This is a genomic window from Streptomyces sp. NPDC005791, assembly GCF_042871485.1.
Classification (GTDB): domain Bacteria; phylum Actinomycetota; class Actinomycetes; order Streptomycetales; family Streptomycetaceae; genus Streptomyces.
Genome location: NZ_JBIAIP010000006.1, coordinates 94,651 through 117,126, shown reverse-complemented (window position 1 = coordinate 117,126; position 22,476 = coordinate 94,651). Strand labels below are relative to the sequence as shown.

The 22,476-nt window shown below is 71.1% G+C and carries 20 protein-coding genes and 1 riboswitch; of the genes, 2 read left to right on the top strand and 18 right to left on the bottom strand.

What is annotated here, in order from left to right; translation table 11 throughout:
- Positions 1-211 precede the first annotated feature (211 nt).
- Positions 212-1,192, top strand: a complete 981-nt coding sequence (locus ACFYSH_RS13970) for a PRC and DUF2382 domain-containing protein (protein WP_388752493.1) — start codon at positions 212-214, stop codon at positions 1,190-1,192.
- Between the two features lie 61 nt (positions 1,193-1,253).
- Here ACFYSH_RS13970 and ACFYSH_RS13965 read toward each other — a convergent pair whose 3' ends face one another.
- From ACFYSH_RS13965 to ACFYSH_RS13890, 16 genes are all read right to left on the bottom strand, one after another.
- The gene (locus ACFYSH_RS13965; RefSeq protein WP_388752490.1) at positions 1,254-2,087 is read right to left on the bottom strand and encodes an ABC transporter ATP-binding protein; all 834 of its coding nucleotides are present in this window, start codon (positions 2,085-2,087) and stop codon (positions 1,254-1,256) included.
- Positions 2,084-3,142, bottom strand: coding sequence for an iron chelate uptake ABC transporter family permease subunit (locus ACFYSH_RS13960; protein WP_359468446.1), 1,059 nt, complete (start codon positions 3,140-3,142; stop codon positions 2,084-2,086). The genes ACFYSH_RS13965 and ACFYSH_RS13960 overlap by 4 nt, the downstream gene beginning before the upstream one ends.
- Before the next feature lie 32 nt (positions 3,143-3,174).
- Positions 3,175-4,242 (bottom strand): ABC transporter substrate-binding protein, encoded by a 1,068-nt coding sequence (locus ACFYSH_RS13955; protein ID WP_388752487.1) that lies wholly within the window; start codon positions 4,240-4,242, stop codon positions 3,175-3,177.
- Between the two features lie 30 nt (positions 4,243-4,272).
- Positions 4,273-4,460, bottom strand: a riboswitch (cobalamin riboswitch).
- A 76-nt stretch (positions 4,461-4,536) separates the two neighbouring features.
- On the bottom strand, positions 4,537-4,698 hold the full coding sequence (locus ACFYSH_RS13950; protein ID WP_388752484.1) for a hypothetical protein: 162 nt from the start codon (positions 4,696-4,698) through the stop codon (positions 4,537-4,539).
- A 5-nt stretch (positions 4,699-4,703) separates the two neighbouring features.
- Complete coding sequence (locus tag ACFYSH_RS13945; protein WP_359468443.1) at positions 4,704-6,554, bottom strand: acyl-CoA dehydrogenase; 1,851 nt, start codon at positions 6,552-6,554, stop codon at positions 4,704-4,706.
- Between the two features lie 45 nt (positions 6,555-6,599).
- Complete coding sequence (locus tag ACFYSH_RS13940) at positions 6,600-7,547, bottom strand: carbohydrate kinase (protein WP_359468440.1); 948 nt, start codon at positions 7,545-7,547, stop codon at positions 6,600-6,602.
- 110 nt (positions 7,548-7,657) lie between these two features.
- Positions 7,658-7,921 carry a type B 50S ribosomal protein L31 gene (locus ACFYSH_RS13935; RefSeq protein ID WP_359468437.1) on the bottom strand — a complete coding sequence of 88 codons (264 nt, stop codon included), beginning with the start codon at positions 7,919-7,921 and terminating at the stop codon, positions 7,658-7,660.
- 564 nt (positions 7,922-8,485) lie between these two features.
- Complete coding sequence (locus ACFYSH_RS13930) at positions 8,486-9,373, bottom strand: ABC transporter substrate-binding protein (RefSeq protein ID WP_359468434.1); 888 nt, start codon at positions 9,371-9,373, stop codon at positions 8,486-8,488.
- 5 nt (positions 9,374-9,378) lie between these two features.
- Positions 9,379-10,071 carry a GNAT family N-acetyltransferase gene (locus ACFYSH_RS13925; protein WP_388752478.1) on the bottom strand — a complete coding sequence of 231 codons (693 nt, stop codon included), beginning with the start codon at positions 10,069-10,071 and terminating at the stop codon, positions 9,379-9,381.
- A gap of 49 nt (positions 10,072-10,120) precedes the next feature.
- Positions 10,121-11,029: a YihY/virulence factor BrkB family protein gene (locus ACFYSH_RS13920; protein WP_359468429.1), complete on the bottom strand. Its 909-nt coding sequence runs from the start codon at positions 11,027-11,029 to the stop codon at positions 10,121-10,123.
- 109 nt (positions 11,030-11,138) lie between these two features.
- On the bottom strand, positions 11,139-11,456 hold the full coding sequence (locus ACFYSH_RS13915; protein WP_359468426.1) for a cupin: 318 nt from the start codon (positions 11,454-11,456) through the stop codon (positions 11,139-11,141).
- A 294-nt stretch (positions 11,457-11,750) separates the two neighbouring features.
- Positions 11,751-12,935, bottom strand: coding sequence for a S8 family peptidase (locus tag ACFYSH_RS13910; RefSeq protein ID WP_388752475.1), 1,185 nt, complete (start codon positions 12,933-12,935; stop codon positions 11,751-11,753).
- A 301-nt stretch (positions 12,936-13,236) separates the two neighbouring features.
- A complete protein-coding gene (locus ACFYSH_RS13905; RefSeq protein ID WP_359468421.1) occupies positions 13,237-15,333 on the bottom strand; it encodes a beta-galactosidase in 2,097 nt (698 codons plus the stop codon).
- 104 nt (positions 15,334-15,437) lie between these two features.
- On the bottom strand, positions 15,438-16,781 hold the full coding sequence (locus tag ACFYSH_RS13900; RefSeq protein ID WP_388752472.1) for an ABC transporter substrate-binding protein: 1,344 nt from the start codon (positions 16,779-16,781) through the stop codon (positions 15,438-15,440).
- Between the two features lie 160 nt (positions 16,782-16,941).
- The gene (locus ACFYSH_RS13895) at positions 16,942-17,871 is read right to left on the bottom strand and encodes a carbohydrate ABC transporter permease (protein WP_359468416.1); all 930 of its coding nucleotides are present in this window, start codon (positions 17,869-17,871) and stop codon (positions 16,942-16,944) included.
- A gap of 3 nt (positions 17,872-17,874) precedes the next feature.
- Positions 17,875-18,798: a sugar ABC transporter permease gene (locus ACFYSH_RS13890; RefSeq protein WP_359468414.1), complete on the bottom strand. Its 924-nt coding sequence runs from the start codon at positions 18,796-18,798 to the stop codon at positions 17,875-17,877.
- 468 nt (positions 18,799-19,266) lie between these two features.
- Between ACFYSH_RS13890 and ACFYSH_RS13885 the strand changes: the two genes are divergently transcribed.
- Complete coding sequence (locus ACFYSH_RS13885; RefSeq protein WP_388752468.1) at positions 19,267-20,283, top strand: LacI family DNA-binding transcriptional regulator; 1,017 nt, start codon at positions 19,267-19,269, stop codon at positions 20,281-20,283.
- A gap of 64 nt (positions 20,284-20,347) precedes the next feature.
- On the opposite strand, the gene ACFYSH_RS13880 is transcribed toward ACFYSH_RS13885, so the two are convergent.
- Positions 20,348-21,412 carry an aldose epimerase family protein gene (locus tag ACFYSH_RS13880; protein WP_388752465.1) on the bottom strand — a complete coding sequence of 355 codons (1,065 nt, stop codon included), beginning with the start codon at positions 21,410-21,412 and terminating at the stop codon, positions 20,348-20,350.
- Positions 21,412-22,449, bottom strand: coding sequence for a LacI family DNA-binding transcriptional regulator (locus tag ACFYSH_RS13875; RefSeq protein WP_359468409.1), 1,038 nt, complete (start codon positions 22,447-22,449; stop codon positions 21,412-21,414). The genes ACFYSH_RS13880 and ACFYSH_RS13875 overlap by 1 nt, the downstream gene beginning before the upstream one ends.
- Positions 22,450-22,476 lie beyond the last annotated feature (27 nt).

Here is a 22,476-nt window from a genome sequence, read left to right as displayed (position 1 = left end):
AGGAGAGTGCACTCACCCGAATGGCGTAACGCCTGTCGTCGGCCGATATCCGCGTGGGACGGGGTCACCGCCCCTTCCCGGTGTTCCGGGCCGCTCAGCACCCCGGCCGGGAAGTTGCACCGTCCAACTGGGTGAGGCGCGATGGAATCCGGACGCGCCTCCCCTGCTGGACCCATACCGCAGGACGCGCCCGGGCGAGGAGGTATCGGCCATGGGAGCCGCTGACGGTTTCACGGATTCCGGAGAACTCGACGGTCTGACCGTCTACGACAGCGACGGGGAGAAGGTGGGCACAGTGGGGCGGGTGTACGTCGACGACGACACCGGCAAGCCCGACTGGATCACCGTCAAGACCGGCATGTTCGGCATGAAGGAGAGTTTCGTACCGCTGGCAGGAGCCCGCCGCGTGGGTTCCGACCTGCACGTCTCGCACCCGAAGGACCGAGTCAAGGAAGCCCCCCGCGTGGACGCCGACGCGCATCTCTCCGTATCGGAGGAGGAGGAGCTGTACCGGCACTACGGGATGGCCAGGAAGGGCACGGGTAACGCCGGGGCACACGGTGACGCGCGCACGACGTCCGGGACCGGAACAGGAGCGATGGGAGCCGCCGGCGCCGCAGGTGCTGCCGGAACCGCTCGCACCACTTCGGCCGGCCAGGCGAAAGCCACCGGCACCACGGCCGGCGCGGGCAGGCACCGCGACATGGACGCCTCCTCCACCTCGCGCCCGCTCGCGGGAGCCGGAGCCGAGCGGTCCGCCGCGGGCGCCGGAGGCCGGGAGGACATGATCCGGTCCGAGGAGCAGCTCCAGGTCGGCACGGAGGAGTACGAGAGCGGAAGGGCGCGGCTGCACAAGTACGTCGTGACCGAGAACGTCACGCGGACGGTGCCCGTGTCCCATGAGGAGGTGCGCGTGGTGCGCGAGCCTATGCGGCCTGGCGAGAAGGGAACAGGCATGAAGGGGCGCGAACTCGGCGAGCAGGACGTCGAAGTCACCCTGCACGCCGAACGAGCCACCGTCCGCAAGGAGGCGGTCCCCGTGGAGCGGGTCCACCTCGAAACCAGCAAGGTCACCGAGCAGAAGGAAGTCTCCGCCGAGCTCCGCAAGGAGAAGATCGACTACGCGGACGGCAAGGACACGGGCAGCGGCAAGGACACGGGCGGCGAGTTCGGCCAGGGACGTCGTCGCTGACCCCTCACACAGACAGCGGCGAAAGGCCGCACCACAGCAGCGAGGGGCGGACCCGGATGGTTCACGGGCCCGCCCTCTCGTCGTGCCTGCGCCGTCCGTGGACGGCTTCTCCCGGCAGGAACCGCACCGACGGGCGTCCGTCGGGCCCTTCCGGCCGCACCACCGCGCGTACGCGGTAGACATCGGCGACGAGTTCCTCGGTGATCACCTCCGAGGGTGTGCCGGCGGCCACCACACGGCCTTCCTTCATGACTGTCACCCGGTCGCAGAACATCGCGGCCAGATTGAGGTCGTGCAGCGCGATCACCGCGGTGACGGGCAGCGCGGCCACCAGGGACAGGAGTTCCAGCTGGTGTTGGATGTCCAGGTGGTTCGTGGGTTCGTCCAGCAGCAGCTCACGGGGCTGCTGGGCCAGGGCGCGGGCGATCTGGACGCGCTGGCGTTCACCGCCGGACAGGGTGTGCCAGGACTGCCCCGCGCGGTCGGCGAGCCCGGTGTGGGTCAAGGCCTCTCGCACGGCGGCCTCGTCCTCGGGCCCGGGCGCGGACCAGGCGCGCCGGTGCGGGATGCGGCCGAGGCGTACGACGTCCAGCACACTCAGATCGACCTGGGTGACCGCGTGCTGGTCGACGACGGCCACCCGGCGGGCCACACCGCGCCGGCCGGTCTCGGCGAGAGTGCGGCCGTCGAGGGTGACGACGCCCGCGCCGGGGGTGAGTACGCCCGCCATCACCCGCAGGAGCGTGGTCTTGCCGGAGCCGTTCGGTCCGAGGAGTCCGACGGTGGTGCCGGGCGGCGGCGCGATGCTCACGTCGTCGAGGACGATCCGCCCGCCGGCTTCCCTGCCGACCCGCGCGGCCCTCAGGCCGTCGCCGGGGGTGCCCGCCCGGGTCATCCGTTTCTCCTCGTGCGGTAGAGGACCAGAACGAAGGCGGGCACCCCGATGAGGGAAGTGACGACGCCGACCGGAACCTCCTGCGGGTCCAGGACGGTCCTGGCCAGGGTGTCGACCCAGACCAGGAACACGGCTCCGGCGAGCGCCGTCACCGGCAGCAGCCGCCGGTGCCCGGACCCGGTCAACGCCCGGGCGGCGTGCGGCAGGACGAGGCCGACGAACCCGATGGCGCCCGCCGAGCTGACGAGGGCCGCGGTCAGCAGCGCGGTGGTGCAGAGCAGCACGATCCGGGTGCGGGCCACATGCACCCCGAGGGCTGCCGCCGCGTCCTGCCCGAAGGCGAAGGCGTCGAGGGTACGAGCATGGCCGAGGCAGACCAGCAGGGTCACGGCGAGCACGGCGGAACACATCCACACATCGCCCCAGCCGACCCCGCTCAGCGAACCGAGCAGCCAGAACAGCACACCCCGGGTCTGTTCGGCGTCGGCCGCCGTCATCACGACGAAGGAGGTGAGTGCGGAGAAGAGCTGCATGGCCGCGACCCCGGAGAGGACCACCCGGTCGGTGGAACCGCCGAGGACGTGGCTGAGCAGCAGGACGAGGGCGAACGAGCAGAGGGCCCCGACGAAGGCGCCGCCCGAGATCGACACCGCTCCCCCGCCGACGCCCAGGACGACGACGACCACCGCGCCGGTGGACGCCCCGGAGGAGACACCGAGGACGAACGGGTCGGCGAGCGGGTTGCGCAGCAGCGACTGCATCACGGTGCCGCACACCGCGAGTCCGGCCCCGCACACCGCGGCCAGCAGGGTGCGGGGCATGCGCAGGTTCCAGATGATGCCGTCGCGTATGGGGGTCAGGCCTGCCTCGGTGAGGCCGAGGTGGGAGGCCACCGCGGACCAGACGTCGGGGACGGAGATACGGGCGGGCCCGATCGTGACGGCGACCGCGACGGACAGGAGCAGCAGGGCGAACCCGGCGCCCCACAGGACACCGTCGCGCAGCAGCCGGGCTCCTGCGGCCGCACCGGCCGCGGGTGGCTGCTCCAGGCTCATGTCCGGAGCGTGCAGAGCGTGTCCGGTCTTCGTCACCCCGCGAGCCCGAACGAACGCAGACCCGCGGCGACCTGCTCCACGCCCTCCACGGTCCGGATGGACGGGTTCATCGCCTGGCCGCTGAGCAGGACATACCGCTTGTGCCGGACGGCGTCCATGTTCTTGGTGGCGGGGTTGGACTCCAGGAACTCGATCTTCTTGGCGGCGCTCTCGGCCGTCTGCGACTTACGGGTCAGGTCGCCGATGACCAGCACGTCGGGGTTGCGGTCGGCGACGGTCTCCCAGTTGATCTGGGGCCATTCCTCGTGGGTGTCGTCGAAGACGTTCTCCGCGCCGAGTTCCTCGGTGATGATGCCGGGGGCTCCGCAGCAGCCGGCGAGGTAGGGGGCCTCGGCGTTGGCGAACCAGTAGAGCATCGTGGTGCCGGAGGCGTCCATGCCCTCGGTCGCCTTGCCGATACGGGCCTCGAGGCGGGCGACGAGAGCGTCGCCCCGCTCGGGGACGCCGAACACCCGGGCCAGCTCGCGCACTTCGGTGTAGACGCTGTCCATGGTCAGACGCTTCGTACGGGAGCCGTCGCCGCTGCCGCTGTTGTCCTTGGCCGTGCAGTCGGACGGCGAGACGTAGGTCGGCACACCGAGGTCCTCGAACTGCTCGCGGGGAGCCACACCGCCCTTGCCCAGGGTCGATTCGAAGGAGGCGCTGACGAAGTCGGGTTCCTGGTCGAGGACCTTCTCCGAGGAGGGACGGTTCTGCGCGATGCGGGGAACCTTCGCGTCGGCCTTCTCCAGGCCCTTCATCACGGGGTCGGTCCAGGTGGAGGTGCCGGCGATCCGGTCCGCCAGGCCCAGGGAGAACAGGATCTCCGTCGACCCCTGGTCGAGGGAGACCGCGTGCCGCGGGGCAGCCTCGACGGTCACGGTGCGCCCGCAGTTCTTCAGCGTCACCGGTTGACCGGCGCCGCCCCCGCTCTTCGCGGCTGTGGTCGATCCGCTGCCGCCGCAGGCGGTCAGCAGGACGAGTCCCGCGAGGAGCAGGGTGGTTCGGCGTACGGTGCTGGCTATGGGCGGCACGGAGTCCCTCGGCGTCTCTGGGCTCATGCGCGAAGCCCGTTACGGTGTTCCGCCTCCGGAACGGAAGCGGGTGCCAGCAGGTCTTCGGACTCGGGTTCGTCCGGACGGAGCGCCTTCCCGGTACACCCGAGGGTGTCCCAGTGGCAGTGGCCCCGCCCGTCCCCCTCACCGCTGCGCGTCAGCTCCGGATTCGCACCGGATTCCCTGACTCCACGTGGAGTGTGACTGGCTTCTGCAAGTTATCACGCGGCGCGGCGCGGGCCTCGGGGGCCGACGGCCGGTACGGCGCGCGGGCCCCCTCCGTACCGGCCTTCGGGCGGGTCAGCCCTTGGGGTGAACCGATTCGCCGCCTTGCGTCCACGGCTTCGCGCTCCGGCGGGCGAGCACGGACACCGCGCCCCAGTAGGCCAGCAGAACGCCGCGCAGGACCAGGATCTCCAGGCTCTCCCCCAGGCGGCCGTACAGGGTCTGTCCCCTGGTCACGGCGCTCATCGGGCGTCCGCCGGGCCCGTGTTCCAGGGGCCGCGGGGATCGTCGTACGCGTTCGCGTAACCGGGTCCGGCGATGGGCCAGTCGGCGAGCAGGGCCTCGGGCAGGGCGAAGGATTCGGCCAGTTGCGGGGAGTGCGCTGCGACGGCCGCGATCAGCTGCTCGGCGGTCTCCGGCAGGGCTTCGACCTGATCGCCGCTCAGGAGGCCTGCGGCCAGCAGGTCACCGCTGTTGCGGGCCACCCATTCGACGGCGAACAGCCGCTCCAGTTCTCCCAGCCGGTCCTTGGCGTCCCCCTCGGGCAGCGCCGCGCGGGCCTCCGCGTAGGCTGCGGCGGCCTCCTGGTACGCGTATGCCTCGACCCCGCGCAGGGCGGGGCCCGAGGCCGCGTTCCACCGCTCGAGGAGGTCGGCGTCGGGCGCCCGCTGCGCGCGCTCCCTCGCCCGGGCGAACCAGATGTCCTGGAGCGCGGTGAGGAGCCGGCCCAGGAAGCGCGGGTCGGCCAGGTCACCGGGGCTCGGGCCCCGGCCCGGGGCCTCGTCCTGACGGGGCTCGGCGGCGAAGAGCATCTCCGCCGCGGCCTTGGCGTACAGGGCGATGTTGTCGCCCTCCGCGGTGATGGCCCCCTCCACCCCTGTGACGAGTTCGGTCATGCCGTTGTTCTCCAGCAGGGCCTGCGCGCCGCAGCGTTCGCGGCTCTCGACGATGACGTCACGAGCCCGCCAGGTGATCCACGCCTTGGCGACGTCGACGAGTCTGCCGGCGTCCCTCCGGCCGTCCTCGCCCGTGCAGGCTTCCCACCGCTGCTGGGCCCGGCGGTGGAGGAGGCTCATGGCGAAGACCGTGGCCATGGCGGAGGCGAGCGGCCCGTGGTGGGTCCGGTGCGCGTTGACGGGCAGGGGCGGCGCGCCCCGCGTCCCGGAGATCAGCCGGTGACCGCCGTAGCGCACGGCGACGGCGAGGGTCGCGCGGGCCGAGCCCGCCGCACAGGCGCTCATGGACACGCGGCCGGGGACGACCCGTCCGATCGAGGTCAGAAAGCGCCGCCGCCTGTCCCCCGGGCCGGTCCTGAACTCCCCGGGGACCTCGCTCTCGTCGCCGCGTTCCAGCAGGGCGTCCCGCGCCACGAAGAGCCGGTCGAACGAGGTCAGGCAGTGGTCCACCGGACTTCCCATCCGGGCCGGGAGACGCCGCACGCGGACGCCCGGCAGTGTCTCCTCGTCGTCGGTGAGCGGCACCAGGAAGAGACGTACCCCGTGGTCGGATCCGTCGGCCACCAGACGAGCGGCGACCAGCCCGGACTTGGCTCCGCCCGCCGGGCTGGTGTTGGGCATGAACTTCTGGGCGCCCGCGTTCGGGGTGTGCAGGACGAAGCCGTTCCTCTCACGGTCGTAGGTCGCGGTGGTCTCCATGGCCGAGGCGTTGTTGCCGTGTGCCACCTCCGTACAGAGGAAGGTACCGATGCGCCGCATCGTCAGATAGTCGGACAGATCGCGACGGTCCGCGCACGCGTGGTCGAGGAGGCTGCCGAGGAAGAGGTTGTAGTGGATGCCCGCCACGGTGGTCAGCGCGGGGTCCACCGGGCCGAGCCAGGCGTGCAGAGCGGCCAGCGCCCGGGAGTCGGCGGCGAGGCGTGCCCCGCTGTCGAGGGAGAGGTTGAGGATCCGCAACCGGTCGTAGGCGAGCTCCAGTCGCTCCTCGGGCGTTCCGCCGGCGGGGCGGCGGAACGGTTCTGTGCTGATCAGCCGCTGCCAGAATCCGTGCTCGCGGCGGAATTCCGGGCCGAGGAGGACGCCGGTCAGCAGATCGGTGGTGGACGGGGGAGGGTTGGTGGTAAGGGTCACGGTCATAACGAAATCAACGACCGCGGTACGGGCGAGGACACCCTGGCCGCCCTACCGCTCCGGGACGGGCATGCTGGTCAGAGCCGCTGCGAGCTCGTGCCCGTCGGGAGGCAGCGCGCCGGCCCGTGCGACGGTCACCGCGGCCGAGGCCACGGCGTGGCGCAGCACGTCGTCCAGGACGGCGGCGTCCAGGGTGCGCAGACGTGCGCGGCCTGCTGCTCCGAGCAGTCCGTGCGAGGCCAGGGCGTGCAGGGCGCCCGACATGAACGCATCGCCCGCGCCCACCGTGTCCACGACCCGTACGGGCGGTGCGCCGATGCTCACCGTCACGCCCGGCAGGAACGCCGTCGCCCCACCGGCGCCCCTGGTGACCAGGACGACAGCCGGTCCGGAACCCAGCCACCGTTCGGCGGCCTCCTCCGGGGCCTCGTCCGGATACAGCCAGCGCAGGTCCTCGTCGCTGGCCTTGACGATGTCGCTCAGCTCCACGCAGCGCTCCGCCCGGTCCACGGCAGGGGCGTGCTCTCCCATCAGCGCGGGCCGCACGTTGGGGTCGTAACTGATGGTCGCCGCACCCCGGAGCGACCGGACGAGGTGCAAAACGGTGTCCGCGCCGGGCTCCAGGGCCGTGGCGACCGATCCGGTGTGGACATGCTGGGGCGGCTCCCGGAGCTGCACCGGGCCCAGCGCCCAGGTGATCTCGAAGGTGTAAGCGGCCCGGCCCTGGTCGTCGAGGTCCACCGTGGCGGCCGGGGTGGGCGCACCGCTCCCGTCGTCGAGGATCCGCACCCCGGCCGAGGCCAGGTGGTCCCGGACAAGCCGCCCGCCGGGGTCCGGGCCGAGTTGGGTGACCAAGGTCGTGCTCCGGCCGAGGCGGGCCAGGCCGTACGCGACGTTCGCGGGGCTGCCGCCGGGATGGATGCGGTCCGGCGTGCCCGGCAGCCGGACGATGTCGGCGACGCATTCACCGATGACCAGCAGGTCGGGGCTGTCGGGCATGGGCAGGGGCTCCTGGAGGACGCGGGCGGTCGCGCCCCGGGGGCGCGACGGTGACGAGGCACACTGCCGCCGATTCTGCCCGTGCCCGGGGAACCGTGGTGCCCCGGGGCTCAGGAGGCTTCGCCGCGCCCTTCGTCGCCGTAGCGCCGTTCGAACTTGGCGACCTGGCCCTCGGTGTCGACGACCCGCGCCCTGCCGGTGAAGAACGGGTGGCTCTCGGCGGAGATCTCCACGTCGATGACGGGATAGCTGTTGCCGTCGTCCCAGTCGATCGTCTGCTCGCTCGACGCGGTGGAGCGGGTCAGAAAGGCGTACCCGGCGGAACGGTCACGGAAGACCACGGGACGGTACGACGGGTGCTTGTCCTGTTGCATGTCTGCTCCTGGGAGAACGGGGATCTCGGTTCCCGGCTTCAGGCCAGCCTTTCCAAGGGCGCGCCCACGCGCGATCCGGGACGTCCGTACGGAGCAGGGGTCAGCCGTCGACGTCAACGGTGGCGGCACCGGTCGGCGGGGCGGCGGCTCAGCGGCGGACCACAGCAGCGCTGCCGCCCACGGCGCGACGGCTCCGGGCAGCCGGCGGGGCACGGCCGCGTCGCCCGGCGAGGTGACGTAGTGCACGGCCTGCCGGCGGCGCTCGCGTCCGTCGCGGTGCTCCGCCTCGGCGACGGAGGCGTACGCGGCGAGCACCTGCGGGTGCTCGCCGGTCGAGGCCGACGACTCCCCCGTCCTGACCGGCGGTTCGCCCGCGGTGGCGGGGCCGTTAGCCGCAGCAGGCCGAGCGGCCTCAGGCGCAGCGGTCGGTGAGCGCCTTCTGTGCCGCCGGATCGCGCCCGGGGCCACGTGCGCTATGTGTGGCGTCGCTGTCCACGGCGGCAGCCGGGAGGGCGCCGGCACCGCTCCGAACAGTTCTCGCGGACATGTTTCCGGTGATCCTGCTCAGTCGCCCGTCACCCCCTCCACCGCGTCAGCGACGAGCGCGAGGAAGCGCGCACGGGCCTGCGGGCTGCACAGGGGTTCCGGGTTCCACGGCACGATGCGCGCGGCGCGCCCGGCCGCCTCCCAGGCGGGGGCGGCGATCTCGTCGAGCGGAACCGCGTTGGACCGGGTGTCCGCCAGCACGACGCGGGGCTCCAGCGCCGCCACGTCCGCCCATCGCAGGGTGGCCCAGTTGACCCCGGCCCCCGCGGGCGGGGACACGAGGTCGACCCCCAGCTCGGCCAGGACGCGCAGCTCGGGCCACATCTGGGGGCGGCCGGCATACGCCTGTTCCTGACTCGCCGGCGAGAGGGCCAGCACCTTGGGCCCTCCGGGAGTGGCACGGGTGGCGGCGTGGAGCCGCGCACGGGCGGCTCGCAGTTCATCCGCGGCGGCCGGGACCGGAGCGCCTCCGAGCGCCCGGGCGAGCTGGGCGAACCGCTCGGCGACCCGGTCGAGGGTGCGTGCCTGGCCGACGTCGATCACGACGACCGGGACGCGCTCCTCCAGGTGCTTCGCGGTGTCCGGGTCCAGTCCGTAGAGCTGGCCGTGGCCGTAGGTGACCGCGACGACCAGGTCGGGCCTGCCGCGTAACAGCGTGTCCACGTCCAGGTCGTCACCCGCGCCCCGGTAGTCCACGGCGTCCAGCGGGAGCGTGCCGGTCTTCGCCCGGTCGGGCTCCGCCCCGTCGTGTCCCGAGCCGAATATCCCCTCCGGCTGTATCCCGTAGTCCCACAGCGTCGCTCCCGCCTGGACGTACGCGAGGACCCGGGACGGCCTGCCGTCCGCCACCACCAGTTGTCCCCGGTCGTCCGTGAAACTCCACGCACCCTGCTCCTGCTCCGTCATACCTCTCACCCCTCCGCACCTGCGGCCTCGGCCCTCTTCCGGGCTCGCCAACCACTACCTGCCCAGCCCATCGGTTCGACACCCTCCGTGGAGCGCCCCAGATAGGTGAGCGGCCCGGGGTCGGATACGTCGAGGACCTGGAATCCGAGCCGGTCGTAGAAGGCTCTGGCCGGGGTGTTCGCCGTCAGCATGGACAGGTGCACGGCCGGGACGCCTTTCTTCCGCAGCGCGTCCAGGAACGCCCGCATCAGTTGCCTGCCGTGGCCCCTGCGCTGCCACGGCGGCAGCAGGTCGATGTGCAGGTGCGCGGGGTGCCCGTCCAGCTCCGGAAGGATCATCCGCTCCGGGCGGTACAGGAGCGCCGTCATCGCCTCGGCGGGCGTCCGGGCCTCTCCCTCGGACTCGGGGAAGCGGTCCGCCACCCGGGGGAGCCAGATCTCGCGGAAGGCGCCCACGAACCGCCGGGTGTCCGCGGTCCCCAGGACGTAGCCGACCGCGCGGCCGCAACCGTCGTCCAGGACGAAGGTGAGCTCGGGTTCGAGGTGCGCGTAGGGCGCGGCGAACAGCGCGGGCATCAGCCCGGGATCCGGATACAGATGCGTGCTGTCACCGCCGTTGTCGGCCGTGCGGACGCAGATGTCCGCGAGGGCCTCCTGATCGGTGGGCCGGTAGGGACGTACGTACGCGGTCCGGGTCATCGCCCCATCCTTCATACCTGGGAGCGCTCCCACAAGGCCCTGGGGCGCTTCAGTGGGCCTCGCCCTCCTGCCGGCCCTCCGCGCGGGCCAGTTCGACGTTGAACTGGGCACCGGTCACGAGTGCCAGGTTGGTGAACCAGATCCAGATCAGGAAGACGACCAGGCCGGCCAGCGAGCCGTACAGCCGGCTGTAGCTCCCGATGTGGGTCGCGTAGAGCGCGAAGCCGGCCGAGGCGATCAGCCACAGGAACGCGGCGAGGACTCCGCCCGGCAGTGCCTGCCGCACGCTTCGCGCGGAGCGCGGACCGGTGCTGAAGAGGACGACGATGAGGCAGGCGACCAGGCAGAGCAGCACGGGCCATTTGAGTACCTCCCACAGCGTCTCGCCGGCCTGCGCCAGACCCAGCCGACGGCCGAGCCAGCGCGCCAGAGGCCCGGTGAGCACGAGGGCGAAGGCGCTGGACATCAGCAGGACGAGCAGCCCGATGGCCGACACCACGATGATGTGGGCCTGGCGCAGGGCGGGCCTGGTGTCCTTCACGTGGTGCATGGCGTGCATCGCCCTGCGGAACACGGCCAGATAGCTGGAGGCGGACCACACGGCGCTCACGCTGCCGGTGGCGACCAGCAGCCAGACGGCGGTGCGTTCGTGGGTGGCCGCCTCCAAGGGCCGGCGGAGCGCCGCTCCGGACTCGGCCGGCGCGAAGGCCGTGATGTCGGCGATCAGCGCGTCGGTGGCGCCCGGGTTGGCCAGGCCGATGACGGACACGGTGACGAGGAGCGCCGGGAGCAGGGCCAGGATGGCGTAGTAGGTGAGGGCCGCCGCCCAGTCGGAGAGGTCGTCGTTCCACAGCGACACGGGGGTCCTGCGCAGTGCGGTGCGCCAGTGCCCGGGCGCGGTGCGCCCTGCCACGGGCTCGGTTCGTTCCGCGACGGGGGCGTCGGTCCTGCTGGGCACGCGGTCACTCCGGGGGACGTGGGGAGAGCGGACGACCGGGACGCCTCAGGACGGCCCGGCTGCTCCCTTTCTCTCATGCCTCGGTCCCGCGGGTGTACTCCAGGTGCGCTCAGTCGTTGACGGCCGTGAGCAGCACCACCGCGTCCTCCAGTGCCAGCAGTCCGTGCCGTTCCTGCGGAATGGGGTGCAGCCCGCCCGCCGTGAGCTCCACGTCCCCGGAGCCCGCGGTGAGCCGGACCGCACCACGCAGCACCTGCAGCGACGCGGCGGGCGGCGCGTTGTGCTCGTCGAGGGCGGAACCCGCGGTGAGCGCGATCACCGTCTGCCGCAGTGGCGCCTGGCGCAGCAGCAGATGGGCGCTGCGCCCGTGCGCGTCGGCACGGGCCGCGGCCAGGTGCTCGTCGGCGAGAGCGTTGAGATCATCCATACGACCACTGTGCCGCAGCCATCGCTCCCCCGCTATCGCGTCCGGCGCAGCCGGACCGCCGTGTCGTCGGGCAGCGGCCCGGAGGCGCGCATCGGCGCGCTGGTCAGCAGGATCTCGTCGTGTGCGGGGAGCGGGACCGGGCCTCCCGAGAGGTTGACGACGCAGAGCAGGCCGTGGGCCCGACAGCTGTGCCGCGGCGGCGGAGGCGCATGTCACTGCGGCTGCCCGCCGGGCTCCACAGCGAAGAGCGGGGCTCGCAAGGATGCGGGCCCCGCTCCGGGAGGCGGCCGGCGGTCAGAGACCGCCGGTGTGAAGAAGCCGGTCGGGCGAGCCCGAGCCCAGACCCGTCAGGACGTCCGGGGTCGCCTGCGCGGTGAGCCGGTCGGAGATCTCCTGCGGTGTCGCGTCGGGGTGCTGCTCCCTGTACAGAGCGACGGCACCGGCGACGTGCGGACTGGCCATGGACGTACCGCTCAGCGTCGTGGACCCGCCGCCCAGGTTCGCGGACACGATGTCCACGCCGGGGGCGTACAGCGACACGCAGGTGCCCCAGTTGCTGAACGTCGCCTGCCGGTCCTGGTCGTCACTGGCGCCGACAGCGAACGCTCCGTCGGCGCGCGCCGGGGACACGTCGCAGGCGTCCTGGTTCTCGTTGCCCGCCGCGACCACGGGCAGAGTGCCCTGCGCCGCGAGCGCGTCGAACGCGTCGTCGACGGCCGTGGACGCCGGACCGCCGAGGGAGGCGTTGACCACGGCCGGCTGCTGGGCGTTCTGGGCGATCCAGTCGAGGCCGGCGATGACCCCGGCCCAGGTGCCCGAGCCTTCGCAGTTCAGCACCCGGACCGGCACGAGGGAGGCACCGGAGGCGACACCGTACGTCGAGCCGGCCACGGTCCCGGCCACGTGCGTGCCGTGGCCGTTGCAGTCCTCACCGTTGCGGCCGTCACCGATCGCGTCGTACCCGGCGCCCACCCGGCCGCTGAGCTCGCTGTGCGCGCTTTCGATGCCGGTGTCGAGAATGTACGCGGTCACACCCTGCCCTGTGCCGTCCACGTCGTACAGGCCGTCCAGCGGGAGGTTCCGCTGGTCGATACGGTCCTGTCCCCAGCTCCCGGCCATCGCCCGCTTCCCTGGTGCCGCCTGGGCGGCCGGCGGCGAGACGGAGGCCTCGCTGTTCTCCTCAACGGCCTGGACGCCTGCCGCGCCGCGCACCTGCTCGAGCTGCGCAGCCGTGAGCGAGGCGGCGAAGCCGTGCAGAACCTTGCTGTACGTGAAGAGGGTGGTGACACCGAGCTGCTCGGCCATGGCGGTCGGCTTCTGCTCGGGAGAGAGGGTGACGATGTACTGACCGGGCACGGCCCGGGCCGACTTCTTCACCGGCACAGGAGTCTCGCCGGTTTCGGCCGTCGCCGTGGTGCTGCCGATCACGGGGGCGATCAGCAGTAGAGCGGCTGGTGCCCAGCGGGCGCACAGGCGCATGCGTTCTCCCTTGGAGTGGAGGAGCGGTTCGCGGACCCGACAGGTCCGCGAAGTATGAACACCTGACCTTTCGTCCATATCCCCGGTGGGCCTGAGCCGCGTCAGCCGGACAGCTCAACGATCGATACCGGGCACACCTGTTCGGCCGAGCACATGACAGGTGCGCCCCTCCAGGAGGGATGGACCGGCTCAGCTCCGCCAGGAGTCGTCTCCGCACCAGGATCCGAGGCCGTACCGGGACGGACATGGGCCCTGGGGACGCGACCGCCCCCGGGGCCCACTGAACGCACGGTGACACCCGCTACCCGGCGGCGTGCCCCGGCACGGTGGCGTCGAGGAAGGGTGTGGCCCCCGACGCCAGGCGGAGCACCGCGACCCCCCGTGAGGGAAGAACGAGGCCGCCCTCGGTGGCCGGCGAGGGGCCGGAGAGGACCTCTCCGGCCACCACCCCGAACGCGACGGGCTCATCGGTACGGTTGACGAGGAACCAGTACGCGTGGGAGCCGTCGGTCCGTACGGTCAGCTCCACCCGTCCCCGGACGTCGGCGGGCAGCTCGCTGAGCACGCCGGCGCCGGCCAGCAGGGGCCGCAGCACGTCGGGCAGCCCGTGGGTGCCCAGCCGGGTGGAGACGTAGGCGGCGGAACCGCCGCCCTCCAGGGCGCGCCGGGTGATGGCGGGCCGCCCTGCCAGGTCCCCCGTGCCGTAGTGCGCCAGCACTGTGACCTCGGAATCGGTCAGGTCGATCCGGTCGGTCCACAGCGTGCCGGTCAGGCCGTTGTCGAGCCGTACCTCCTCGCCCTCCCGCAGGGGGCCGAACTCCTCGATGCGAATGCCCAGCAGATCGCGCAGCGCTCCGGGGTATCCGCCGAGGTGGACGTGGTCGTTCTCGTCGACGACACCCGAGTAGTAGGTGGTGACGAGGTGGCCGCCACCGCGCACGTAGGCGTCGAGCCGTCCGGCGAGATCCAGCGGGACGACGTGCAGGACGGGTGCCGCGACGAAGTCGTACCCGGTGAGGTCGGTCGCGGTCGTGACGACGTCCACCCGGACGCCCAGGGCCAGGAAGGCCGAGTACCAGTCGAGTGCCTCCTGGCGGTAGCGCAACAGGGAGGAGGGCTGGGAGTCGCGTTCGACGGCCCACCAGGATTCCCAGTCGTACACCAGTGCCGCGCGTGCCGGTTCCCGCACGGAGCCGGTGACCGGGGTGAGCGTCTCCAGAGTCCGGCCGAGGGCGGTCACCGCACGGAACACCTCGCTGTCCGGGCCGGCGTGGGGCACCATCGCCGAGTGGTGTTTCTCGGCGCCCGCGGCGGACTGGCGCCACTGGAAGAAGCAGACCGCGTCGGCCCCGTGGGCGACGTGGACCAGGGAGTCCCTGGCGAGCTCGCCCGGGCTCTTGGCGACGTTGACGGGCTGCCAGTTGACCGCACTGGTCGAGTGCTCCATCAGGAACCAGGGCCTGCCCTGGGCGATGGAGTGGGTGAGGGCGGCAGAGAAGGAGAGCTCGTCCAGGCGCTGCGGGCCGGGGTGGGCGTAGTGGTCGTTGGAGACGAAGTCGATCTCCTGCGCCCACTCGGGGTAGTTCATGCCCTTGGTGTCACCCATCACCATGAAGTTGGTGGTGGCGGGGATCTGGGGGGTGATACGGCGCAGGACGTCGCGTTCGGCCCGCAGGTAGTCCTTCAGCGCGTCGGAGGAGAACCTCTTGAAGTCCAGCTGCTGCGTCGGGTTGGCGTGGCTCGCGGCCAGCCTCGGCGGCTGGATCTGCTCCCAGGCCCCGTAGTACTGCGACCAGAAGGAGGTGGCCCAGGCCCGGTTGAGCTCGTCCAGCGTGACGTAGCGGGTGCGCAGCCAGTCACGGAAGGCCTGGGCGGCGTCGTCGGAGTAGTCGTAGATGTTGTGGCAGCCGAGCTCGTTGGAGATGTGCCAGGCGACCACGGCGGGATGGTCCGCGTAGCGGGTGGCCATGGCCTCCACCAGCCGCAGGGCGTATCTGCGGAAGACGGGTGAGGTGGGCCGCCAGTGCTGCCGCGCTCCTTGGGAGAGGGTCTCGCCGGTGCGGGTGACCGGCAGGATCTCGGGGTGCAGGGTGGTGAGCCAGGGCGGCGGCGAGGCGGTGGCGGTGGCGAGGTCCACCGCGATCCCGTTGTCGTGGAGCAGGTCGAGCACCTCGTCCAGCCAGGCGAAGTCCCACCGGTCCTCGGCCGGTTGGAGGCGTGCCCAGGAGAAGATGGCGACGGAGACGATGGTGACCCCGGCCTCGCGCATCAGCCGGACGTCTTCCTTCCACACCTCGCGCGGCCACTGCTCCGGGTTGTAGTCGGCCCCGTAGGCGAAGCGCGCGGGACGGTCGTCCGAGGGGATGCGCAGCCAGTGGCGCTCGGATGCGGGGGTCATGATGATCCTTTCGGATACGTACGAGGTGCGAGTACGGCACAGGGCGGCCGCCCCTCGGGCGACCGCCCTGTGCCTGTCCAGCCGGCCTGTTCAGCCGCAGGACGTCACTTGTTGACGCTGAAGCCCTGGTCGTTGCCGTAGGCGACGGAGGCCTTCTGCCATTCCTTCAGCCCGTCGGCGAGCGTGGTGTCGGAGACGTACGCCTTGCCGACGGAGTCGTTGAAGATCGAGTTCGCGTACACCTGGAAGGGCAGGTAGGACCAGTCCTCGGGTACCTGGCTGGCGGACCGGGCGAAGATCTCGTTCGCCTTCTGGCCGCCGAAGTACGGGAAGGCGGTGTCGAGGAACGACGGCGAGGACAGGTCTGCCGTGGTGGCGGGGAAGGCGCCGTTCTCTATGCGGGCCTGGACGCCTTCGGAGTGGTTGGCGTACTCGTTGAACGCGTATGCCAGGTCCTTGTTCTTGCCCGCCTTCATCACCGCGAGGGAGCTGCCGCCGTTCTCGGAGCTGACCTCACCGCCCTTCTCCCACTGCGGGAGCGCGGCCGCGCGCCAGTCGCCCGAGGCGGACTCGACGCCCGAGACGAAGTTGGCGGGCATCCAGGCGCCGGTGGCGAGGGTGGCGATGGTGCCGTCCGCCAGGCCCTTGTACCACTCGTCACTCCAGCTGGCGACGGGCGCCAGGAGCTTCTCGTCGAGGAGCTTCTGCCAGACCTCGGTGAAGGCGGTGACGCCCTTGTCGGCGGCGAGGTCGACCGTCACATCGGTGCCACGCGTCTTGAAGGGGGTTCCGCCGGCCTGCCAGATCATGCTGGTGGCGAAACCGGCGTCGCCGGTGTCGTTGGTTATGTACGCCTTGGGATCGGCCGCCTGCAGAGCGCGCGCCGCCTCCAGGTACTCGTCCCAGGTGGTGGGCGTGGCGATCTGGTGCTTGTCCAGCACCTTCTTGTTGTAGAAGAGCGCCATCGGGCCCGAGTCCATGGGCAGGGCGTACACGGCGTCGTCGACGGCGACCGAGTTCCACGGTCCCGGCGAGTAGTCGTCCTCGAACTCTCCGGCACCGTAACGGCTCAGGTCCTCGAGGCTGTCACCGAGGGCGAACTGGCCGAGGGCGTAGTACTCGACCTGCGCGACGTCCGGCACCCCGGACCCGGCCTGGACGGCGTTCTGCAGGGCGGTGTACTGGTCGTTACCGGTACCGGCGTTGACCAGCTTCACCTTGACCTTGGGGTACTTCTTCTGGAAGTCGCTGACCACCTGCTTCAGCGTCGGTTCCCACGCCCAGACCGTGATGGAGCCGCCCTCCTTGAGGGCTGCGCGGAGGTCACCTCCCGATACGGTCTTGTCCGCCGAACCGGAATCCTCGGAGGACCCGCACGCGGTGAGGCTCAGCGCGGCCGCGCACAGCAGGCCGACGCCACGCATCGCGCGTCTGGTCATGGTTCTCATAATCGCTTCACTCCGTTGTGGTGGGGGTGGTGCACAAAGCGTCGAACGTCCGCACGGGGGTGCGGGGCTGGACAGGGGTGGGACACCGCACAGGCCGAGAGCCGGGAGGAACCGGTCCTGGAGTGCGGAGAATCGGTGGCCGACGAGGCCGGGGAACGGGTCACCCCTTGACGCTGCCCGCTGCCAGTCCGGACTGCCAGTAGCGCTGGAGCAGCAGGAAGGCGATGATCAGCGGCACGATGGTCAGCAGTGAGCCCGTGATGACCAGGTTGAAGACCGGCTGGCCGCCGGCGGTGGAGGCCTGCTCGTTCCAGGCGTTCAGTCCCAGCGTCAGCGGGTACCAGTCCGGATTCTTGATCATGATCAGGGGCAGGAAGTAATTGTTCCAGGTCTGCACCATCGTGAACAGCAGAACCGTCACGATGCCCGGGGTGAGCAGCGGGAGGGCGACTTGGAAGAACGTCCGCAACTCTCCGGAACCGTCCATCCTGGCGGCTTCCAACAGCTCGGTGGGGACGGCCTCGGCGGCGAACACCCACATGAGATAGAGCCCGAACGGTGAGATCAGGGACGGGATGATGACGGCCCAGGGCGTGTTGGTGAGCCCCATCTTGCTGAACATGAGGAAGGTGGGGACCGCCAGCGCGGTCGCCGGCACCGCCACCGCGCCGATGACGGTGGCGAAGACGGCGCGCTTGCCCGCGAAGTCGAACTTGGCCAGACCGTAGCCGCCCAGGACCGCCAGGAAGGTCGCCCCGCCCGCCCCCACGACCACGTACAGCAGTGTGTTGAGGAACCAGCGGACGAAGATGCCGTCGTCGTAGGTGAGCGTCTGCGAGATGTTGTCCCAGAGGGCGAAGTCACCGCTGAACCAGAGACCGAAGGAGCCGAGCAGGCCCTTCTGCGTCTTGGTGGCGTTGATGACGAGCCAGGCCAGCGGCATGAGCGCGTAGAGCGCGGTCACGCCCATGAGGACCGTGAGCAGCACGCTGCGGCGCGGCCGGTCCGCCGAGTGGCGTCGGCGGGGTGCCGGGGCACGGTGAGTGGTTCGCCGGGGTGTCTGCTCGGCGGTGAGGGAAGGGGCGCTCATCGCTCACGCCTCCTTTCGCATGCCGCGCAGCTGGACCGCGTAGGCGATGATCATCGTGACGACGCCCATGACGAGGGAGACCGTGGCCGCGTAGTTCTGCTGCCGGCCCGAGAAGGACAGCGTGAAGGTGTAGAAGTTGGGCGTGAAGTAGGTGGTGATCGCGTTCGGCGCCAGGTTCTGCAGGATGCTGGGCTCGTTGAACAGCTGGAAGCTGCCGATCACGGAAAAGATCGTCGCGATCACCAGTGCCCCGCGGATCGCGGGAATCTTGACCGCGGTGATGATCCTCCACTGCCCCGCTCCGTCGATCTCGGCCGCCTCGTAGAGGGACTTGGGGACGACACGCAGCGCCGAGTAGAAGATCAGCATGTTGTAGCCGATGAACTCCCAGGTGACGATGTTGCCGATGCTGGCCAGTACCAGGGAGGGCGAGAGCGGGTCGGGCAGCGACACGCCGAAGGCGTCGTTGAAGTTCCCGACCAGTCCGAAGCGGGTGCCGTAGATGAACCCCCACATCAGGGTGGCGACGACGGCGGGTACGGCGTACGGCAGGAAGACGGCGATCCGGAAGAAGCTCTTCCCGTAGATCCTGCCGCTGTCGAGGGCCAGGGCTATGAGCAGGGCGAGGCCGAGCATGACGGGCACCTGCACCGCGAGGAAGAGGGTCACCCGGCCCACCGCCGACCAGAACTGCTCGTCCTCGAACGCCCGCTGGAAGTTGTCAAGGCCGACGAACGACGTACCGCCCACCAACTGGTCGCGGAAGAAGCTCAGATACAGCGAGTAGGCGATCGGGGCGAGGAACACGAGGGCGAACACCGCCATGAAAGGCCCCACGAAAAGCCACCCGACGCGCCCCTGCCGCGCGCGGGCGCGGCCTGCGGCTGGTGGGCGGCGTCCAGTGGTGAGCGGCGTGACGGCCGTCATGGGTACTCCTGTTGTTCCGGCGTTGAGCATGGCCCCGGCCGGATGGAGACACCGGACATCGTGGAGGCGCTGTGCTTGAGGAGGCCGATGGCCACGTGAACACCAGTACGGATGTTTACGTAAACATGTATCGGTGAAGTGATGTCTACACGTCTCTCACCTCGTGGTCAAGGCTCGGTTTCCCTGCCAGGCCGACCAGTTGGGACCCAGCGCCGCCGGCGGCCGCCTCCGCGTCCGCCCGTGTGTCGGCACCGTGCGTCCGAAGTGGTAGAAATGCCGGTGACCCGAACCCTCGGTCCCCACGCGGTACGAGCCACACGCGCAGCAGGGACAGGGCGGGCCCCGATCGGAACACTCTCGACGCACGCGGTGAGAAGACGGCCCCGCGGCCGGAACGGCGCGCCCACACGGCGAAAGGCCCACACGACCACGACGGAGGCGGGCGCAGTGCACGGACAGGGACAGGCCATGAGCCGGCCGCCGCGCAAGGAAGCCTCGATGGCCGACGTCGCGCGCCGGGCGGGAGTCTCCTCCCAGACGGTCTCGCGTGTCTCCAACGGACACACGGTGGTCTCCGAGGAGACGCGCGAACGTGTCCTGACCGCCATGAAGGAGCTGAACTACCGCCCCAACAGCGCCGCGCGCGCCCTCAAGAGCGGGAAGTTCCGCACCCTGGGCGTCATCCTGTTCACCCTCGCCACGACGGGAAACGTCCGGACGCTGGAGGCCATTTCCGCCTCCGCGGCGGACGAGGGTTACGCGATCACCCTGCTTCCCGTCGCCTCACCCACCAGCACCGGGGTCAGGGGGGCCGTCACCGTGCTCGGCGAACAGGTCGTGGACGGCATCATCGTGATCATGGAAGTACGTCTTCTGGACGCCGCCATCTCGCTGCCGCCGCACACCCATGTGGTGGTGGCCGACTCCGACGCCGGCGACCGCTACAGCGTCGTGGACACCGACCAGTCCGGAGGAGCCAGGGCGGCGGTGCGCCATCTGCTCGATCTCGGGCACCGCACCGTGACGCATGTGGCCGGTCCGGTGGAATCGTTCGCCGCCCAGCGCCGCGCCCACGCCTGGCGGCAGACACTGGAGGACGCGGGACGGCCCGTCCCGCCCCCGGTGGACGGCGACTGGACCGCGGCCTCGGGGTACGAAGCGGGGCTCACCCTGGCGGCCGACCCCGCCTGCACGGCGGTCTTCGCGGCCAACGACCAGATGGCTCTGGGCGTCCTGCGCGCCCTGCAGGAACGGGGCAGACGCGTCCCCGAGGACGTCAGCGTGGTCGGGTTCGACGACATCGCCGACTCCGCGTCCTTCCTCCCCCCTCTGACCACCGTCCACCAGGACTTCGCCGAGATAGGGCGGCAGTGTGTGGACGGCGTCCTGCGCCAGATCCGCAACGAGACGACGGAACGGGGGACCACCCTGGTCCCGACCAGGCTGGTCGTGCGGGCCAGTACGGCCCCACCGCCTCCTGGGTGACCGCACACCGGCCGGTCCGGCGTACGCGGCCGGTCCGGACGCCCGGCGCGCCCGTTCACGGGGCTCACGGCTCCAGGTGGGAGAACCGCAGTTCGGTGCGGCTGCGCGCCGTGTCACCCGGGCGCAGCACGGTGCTGGGCAGCTCGGGCCGGTTGGGTGAGTCGGGCAGGTGCTGGGTCTCCAGGCAGACCGAGCCGTGCCGTTCGTGGCGACGGCCGGCGGCGTCGGTGAAGGAGCCGTCGAGCTGGTTGGCGGTGTAGACCTGAAGGCCGGGCTCCGTGGTCCACACCTCCAGGACGCGGGCGGTGTCCGGAGCGGTGAGGCGTGCGGCGCGGCGCAGGCTCCCGCCGGCGTCCCGGAGCACCCAGCAGTGGTCGAACCCTCCCGCGTCACGCAGCTGTCGGTCGTCGTGGCCGAGCCGTTCCCCGAGGACGCGGGGCTCGGTGAGGTCGAAGGGAGTGCCCCGCACCTCGGCCGGCGGCCCGAGCGGGATGCCGGAGTCGTCCACCGGCAGATAGGTGTCGGCGTCGACCTCCAGCTGATGGCCGAGGACGTCGCCGTGGCCGGCCAGGTCGAAGTACGCGTGGTTGGTGAGGTTGACGACCGTTGGCCGGTCGGTGGTGCAGGCGTACTCGACGGCCAGGGTGCCGGTGGTGTCGAGGGTGTACGTGACCGTGGTGTCCAGCGCGCCGGGGAAGCCCATGTCACCGTCTGGGCTGTGCAGGGAGAGCCGGACGGACACGCTTGCGTCGGTCCGGTCGGCGCTCGCGTCCCACACCTTGGTGTGGAAGCCGTCGGGGCCGCCGTGCAGAGCGTGGCCGCGGTCGTTGGCGGGGATGTGGTGCTCGGTCCCGTCCAGGGTGAAGCGGCCGTGCGCGATGCGGTTGGCGTACCGGCCGACGACGGCGCCGAAATAGGGGTGCGTGGCCGTGTAGTCGTGGAGGGCCGGGAGCGAACGGACGACAGAGGCGGTGGCCCCCCTGGTGTCGGGTACGTCGAGGCGGTGCAGGGAGGCCCCGTAGGTGAGTACGTCGGCTCTGACTCCCGTACCGCTGTCGAGGGTCCACAGACGGACCGGGACGCCCCGGGCGGAGCCGACGGGGGTGCTGTACACGGTGGGGCGCGGCATCAGAGGTCCTCTGTGGGGCCGGAGCGGGGCCGGGGCGTGGTGGATTCACGGACGACGAGTCGGTAGCCGGGGCGTGGCCTGCGCGGTTCGGCGACGGCTTCGCCCGAGAGCCGTTCGACGAGACTGTCGACGGCGAGGCGGGCGATGGCCTCCTTGTCCGGGGCGATGGTGGTGAGGGTGGTGGAGGTGTAGCGGCACTCCTCGATGTCGTCGAAGCCGACGACGGAGATGTCGTCCGGGACGCGCAGTCCGCGTTCGCCGATGGTCCGCATCGCACCGATGGCGATGAGGTCGTTGTAGGCGAAGACCGCGTCGGGGCGCTCGCCCCGGTCCAGGAGTTCCACCATGCCCGCGGCGCCGTCCTCGCGGCCGTAGCCGTCGGTGACGACGACGAGGGATTCGTCCGGTGTCAGCCCGGCGGCGGCGAGTTCCTCGCGCCACCCCCGCAACCGCAGGTGTGCGGGTTGGCGTTCACGTCCGGTGCGCGAGCCGAGGAAAGCGATCCGGCGGTTGCCCCGGCCGATGAGGTGGCGGACGGCCGTGCGGGCCGCCGCCACGTTGTCGATGGCGATGTGGTCGTACGGAGCCTCGTACTCGCGCTCGCCGAGCAGGACCAGGGGCGCCGTCTCGGTGCGGGCCATGAGGTCCTCGGTCTCCAGGTGGATGGGGCTGAGGATGAGGCCGTCGATCACATGGGAGCGGAATCCCTGGCTCACCAGGAGTTCCTTCTCCCGTAGTCCTGCGGTGTGATCGACCAGGACGGTGTAGTCGTGCCGGGCGGCCGCGTCGATGACCGCCCCGGCGAGTTCCGCGAAGTACGGGTTGCCGAATTCGGGAACGGCCAGGGCGATGATGCCGGTGCGGCCCTTGCGCAGGTGGCGGGCGGTGAGGTTCGGCCGGTAGCCGAGCTCGTCGATCGCTTGTTGCACCTTGGCGCGCATCGCGGGTGTGACGTGCTGATAGTTGTTCACCACGTTCGACACGGTCTTGATGGACACGCCCGCCCGTCGCGCAACGTCCTTGAGGCTGACGCCCACGGCACTCCTTGGTTCGGCTCGGCTCGA

Coding starts and splice junctions, on each gene's coding strand:
- ACFYSH_RS13880 (WP_388752465.1), bottom strand. CDS start 21,412: ATGCCGCGCCCCACCGTGTACAGCACCCCCGTCGGCTCCGCCCGGGGC.
- ACFYSH_RS13915 (WP_359468426.1), bottom strand. CDS start 11,456: ATGGATGATCTCAACGCTCTCGCCGACGAGCACCTGGCCGCGGCCCGT.
- ACFYSH_RS13885 (WP_388752468.1), top strand. CDS start 19,267: ATGAGCCGGCCGCCGCGCAAGGAAGCCTCGATGGCCGACGTCGCGCGC.
- ACFYSH_RS13965 (WP_388752490.1), bottom strand. CDS start 2,087: ATGACCCGGGCGGGCACCCCCGGCGACGGCCTGAGGGCCGCGCGGGTC.
- ACFYSH_RS13970 (WP_388752493.1), top strand. CDS start 212: ATGGGAGCCGCTGACGGTTTCACGGATTCCGGAGAACTCGACGGTCTG.
- ACFYSH_RS13890 (WP_359468414.1), bottom strand. CDS start 18,798: ATGACGGCCGTCACGCCGCTCACCACTGGACGCCGCCCACCAGCCGCA.
- ACFYSH_RS13960 (WP_359468446.1), bottom strand. CDS start 3,142: ATGAGCCTGGAGCAGCCACCCGCGGCCGGTGCGGCCGCAGGAGCCCGG.
- ACFYSH_RS13955 (WP_388752487.1), bottom strand. CDS start 4,242: ATGAGCCCAGAGACGCCGAGGGACTCCGTGCCGCCCATAGCCAGCACC.
- ACFYSH_RS13900 (WP_388752472.1), bottom strand. CDS start 16,781: ATGAGAACCATGACCAGACGCGCGATGCGTGGCGTCGGCCTGCTGTGC.
- ACFYSH_RS13930 (WP_359468434.1), bottom strand. CDS start 9,373: ATGACGGAGCAGGAGCAGGGTGCGTGGAGTTTCACGGACGACCGGGGA.
- ACFYSH_RS13895 (WP_359468416.1), bottom strand. CDS start 17,871: ATGAGCGCCCCTTCCCTCACCGCCGAGCAGACACCCCGGCGAACCACT.
- ACFYSH_RS13905 (WP_359468421.1), bottom strand. CDS start 15,333: ATGACCCCCGCATCCGAGCGCCACTGGCTGCGCATCCCCTCGGACGAC.
- ACFYSH_RS13925 (WP_388752478.1), bottom strand. CDS start 10,071: ATGACCCGGACCGCGTACGTACGTCCCTACCGGCCCACCGATCAGGAG.
- ACFYSH_RS13940 (WP_359468440.1), bottom strand. CDS start 7,547: ATGCCCGACAGCCCCGACCTGCTGGTCATCGGTGAATGCGTCGCCGAC.
- ACFYSH_RS13910 (WP_388752475.1), bottom strand. CDS start 12,935: ATGCGCCTGTGCGCCCGCTGGGCACCAGCCGCTCTACTGCTGATCGCC.
- ACFYSH_RS13935 (WP_359468437.1), bottom strand. CDS start 7,921: ATGCAACAGGACAAGCACCCGTCGTACCGTCCCGTGGTCTTCCGTGAC.
- ACFYSH_RS13945 (WP_359468443.1), bottom strand. CDS start 6,554: ATGACCGTGACCCTTACCACCAACCCTCCCCCGTCCACCACCGATCTG.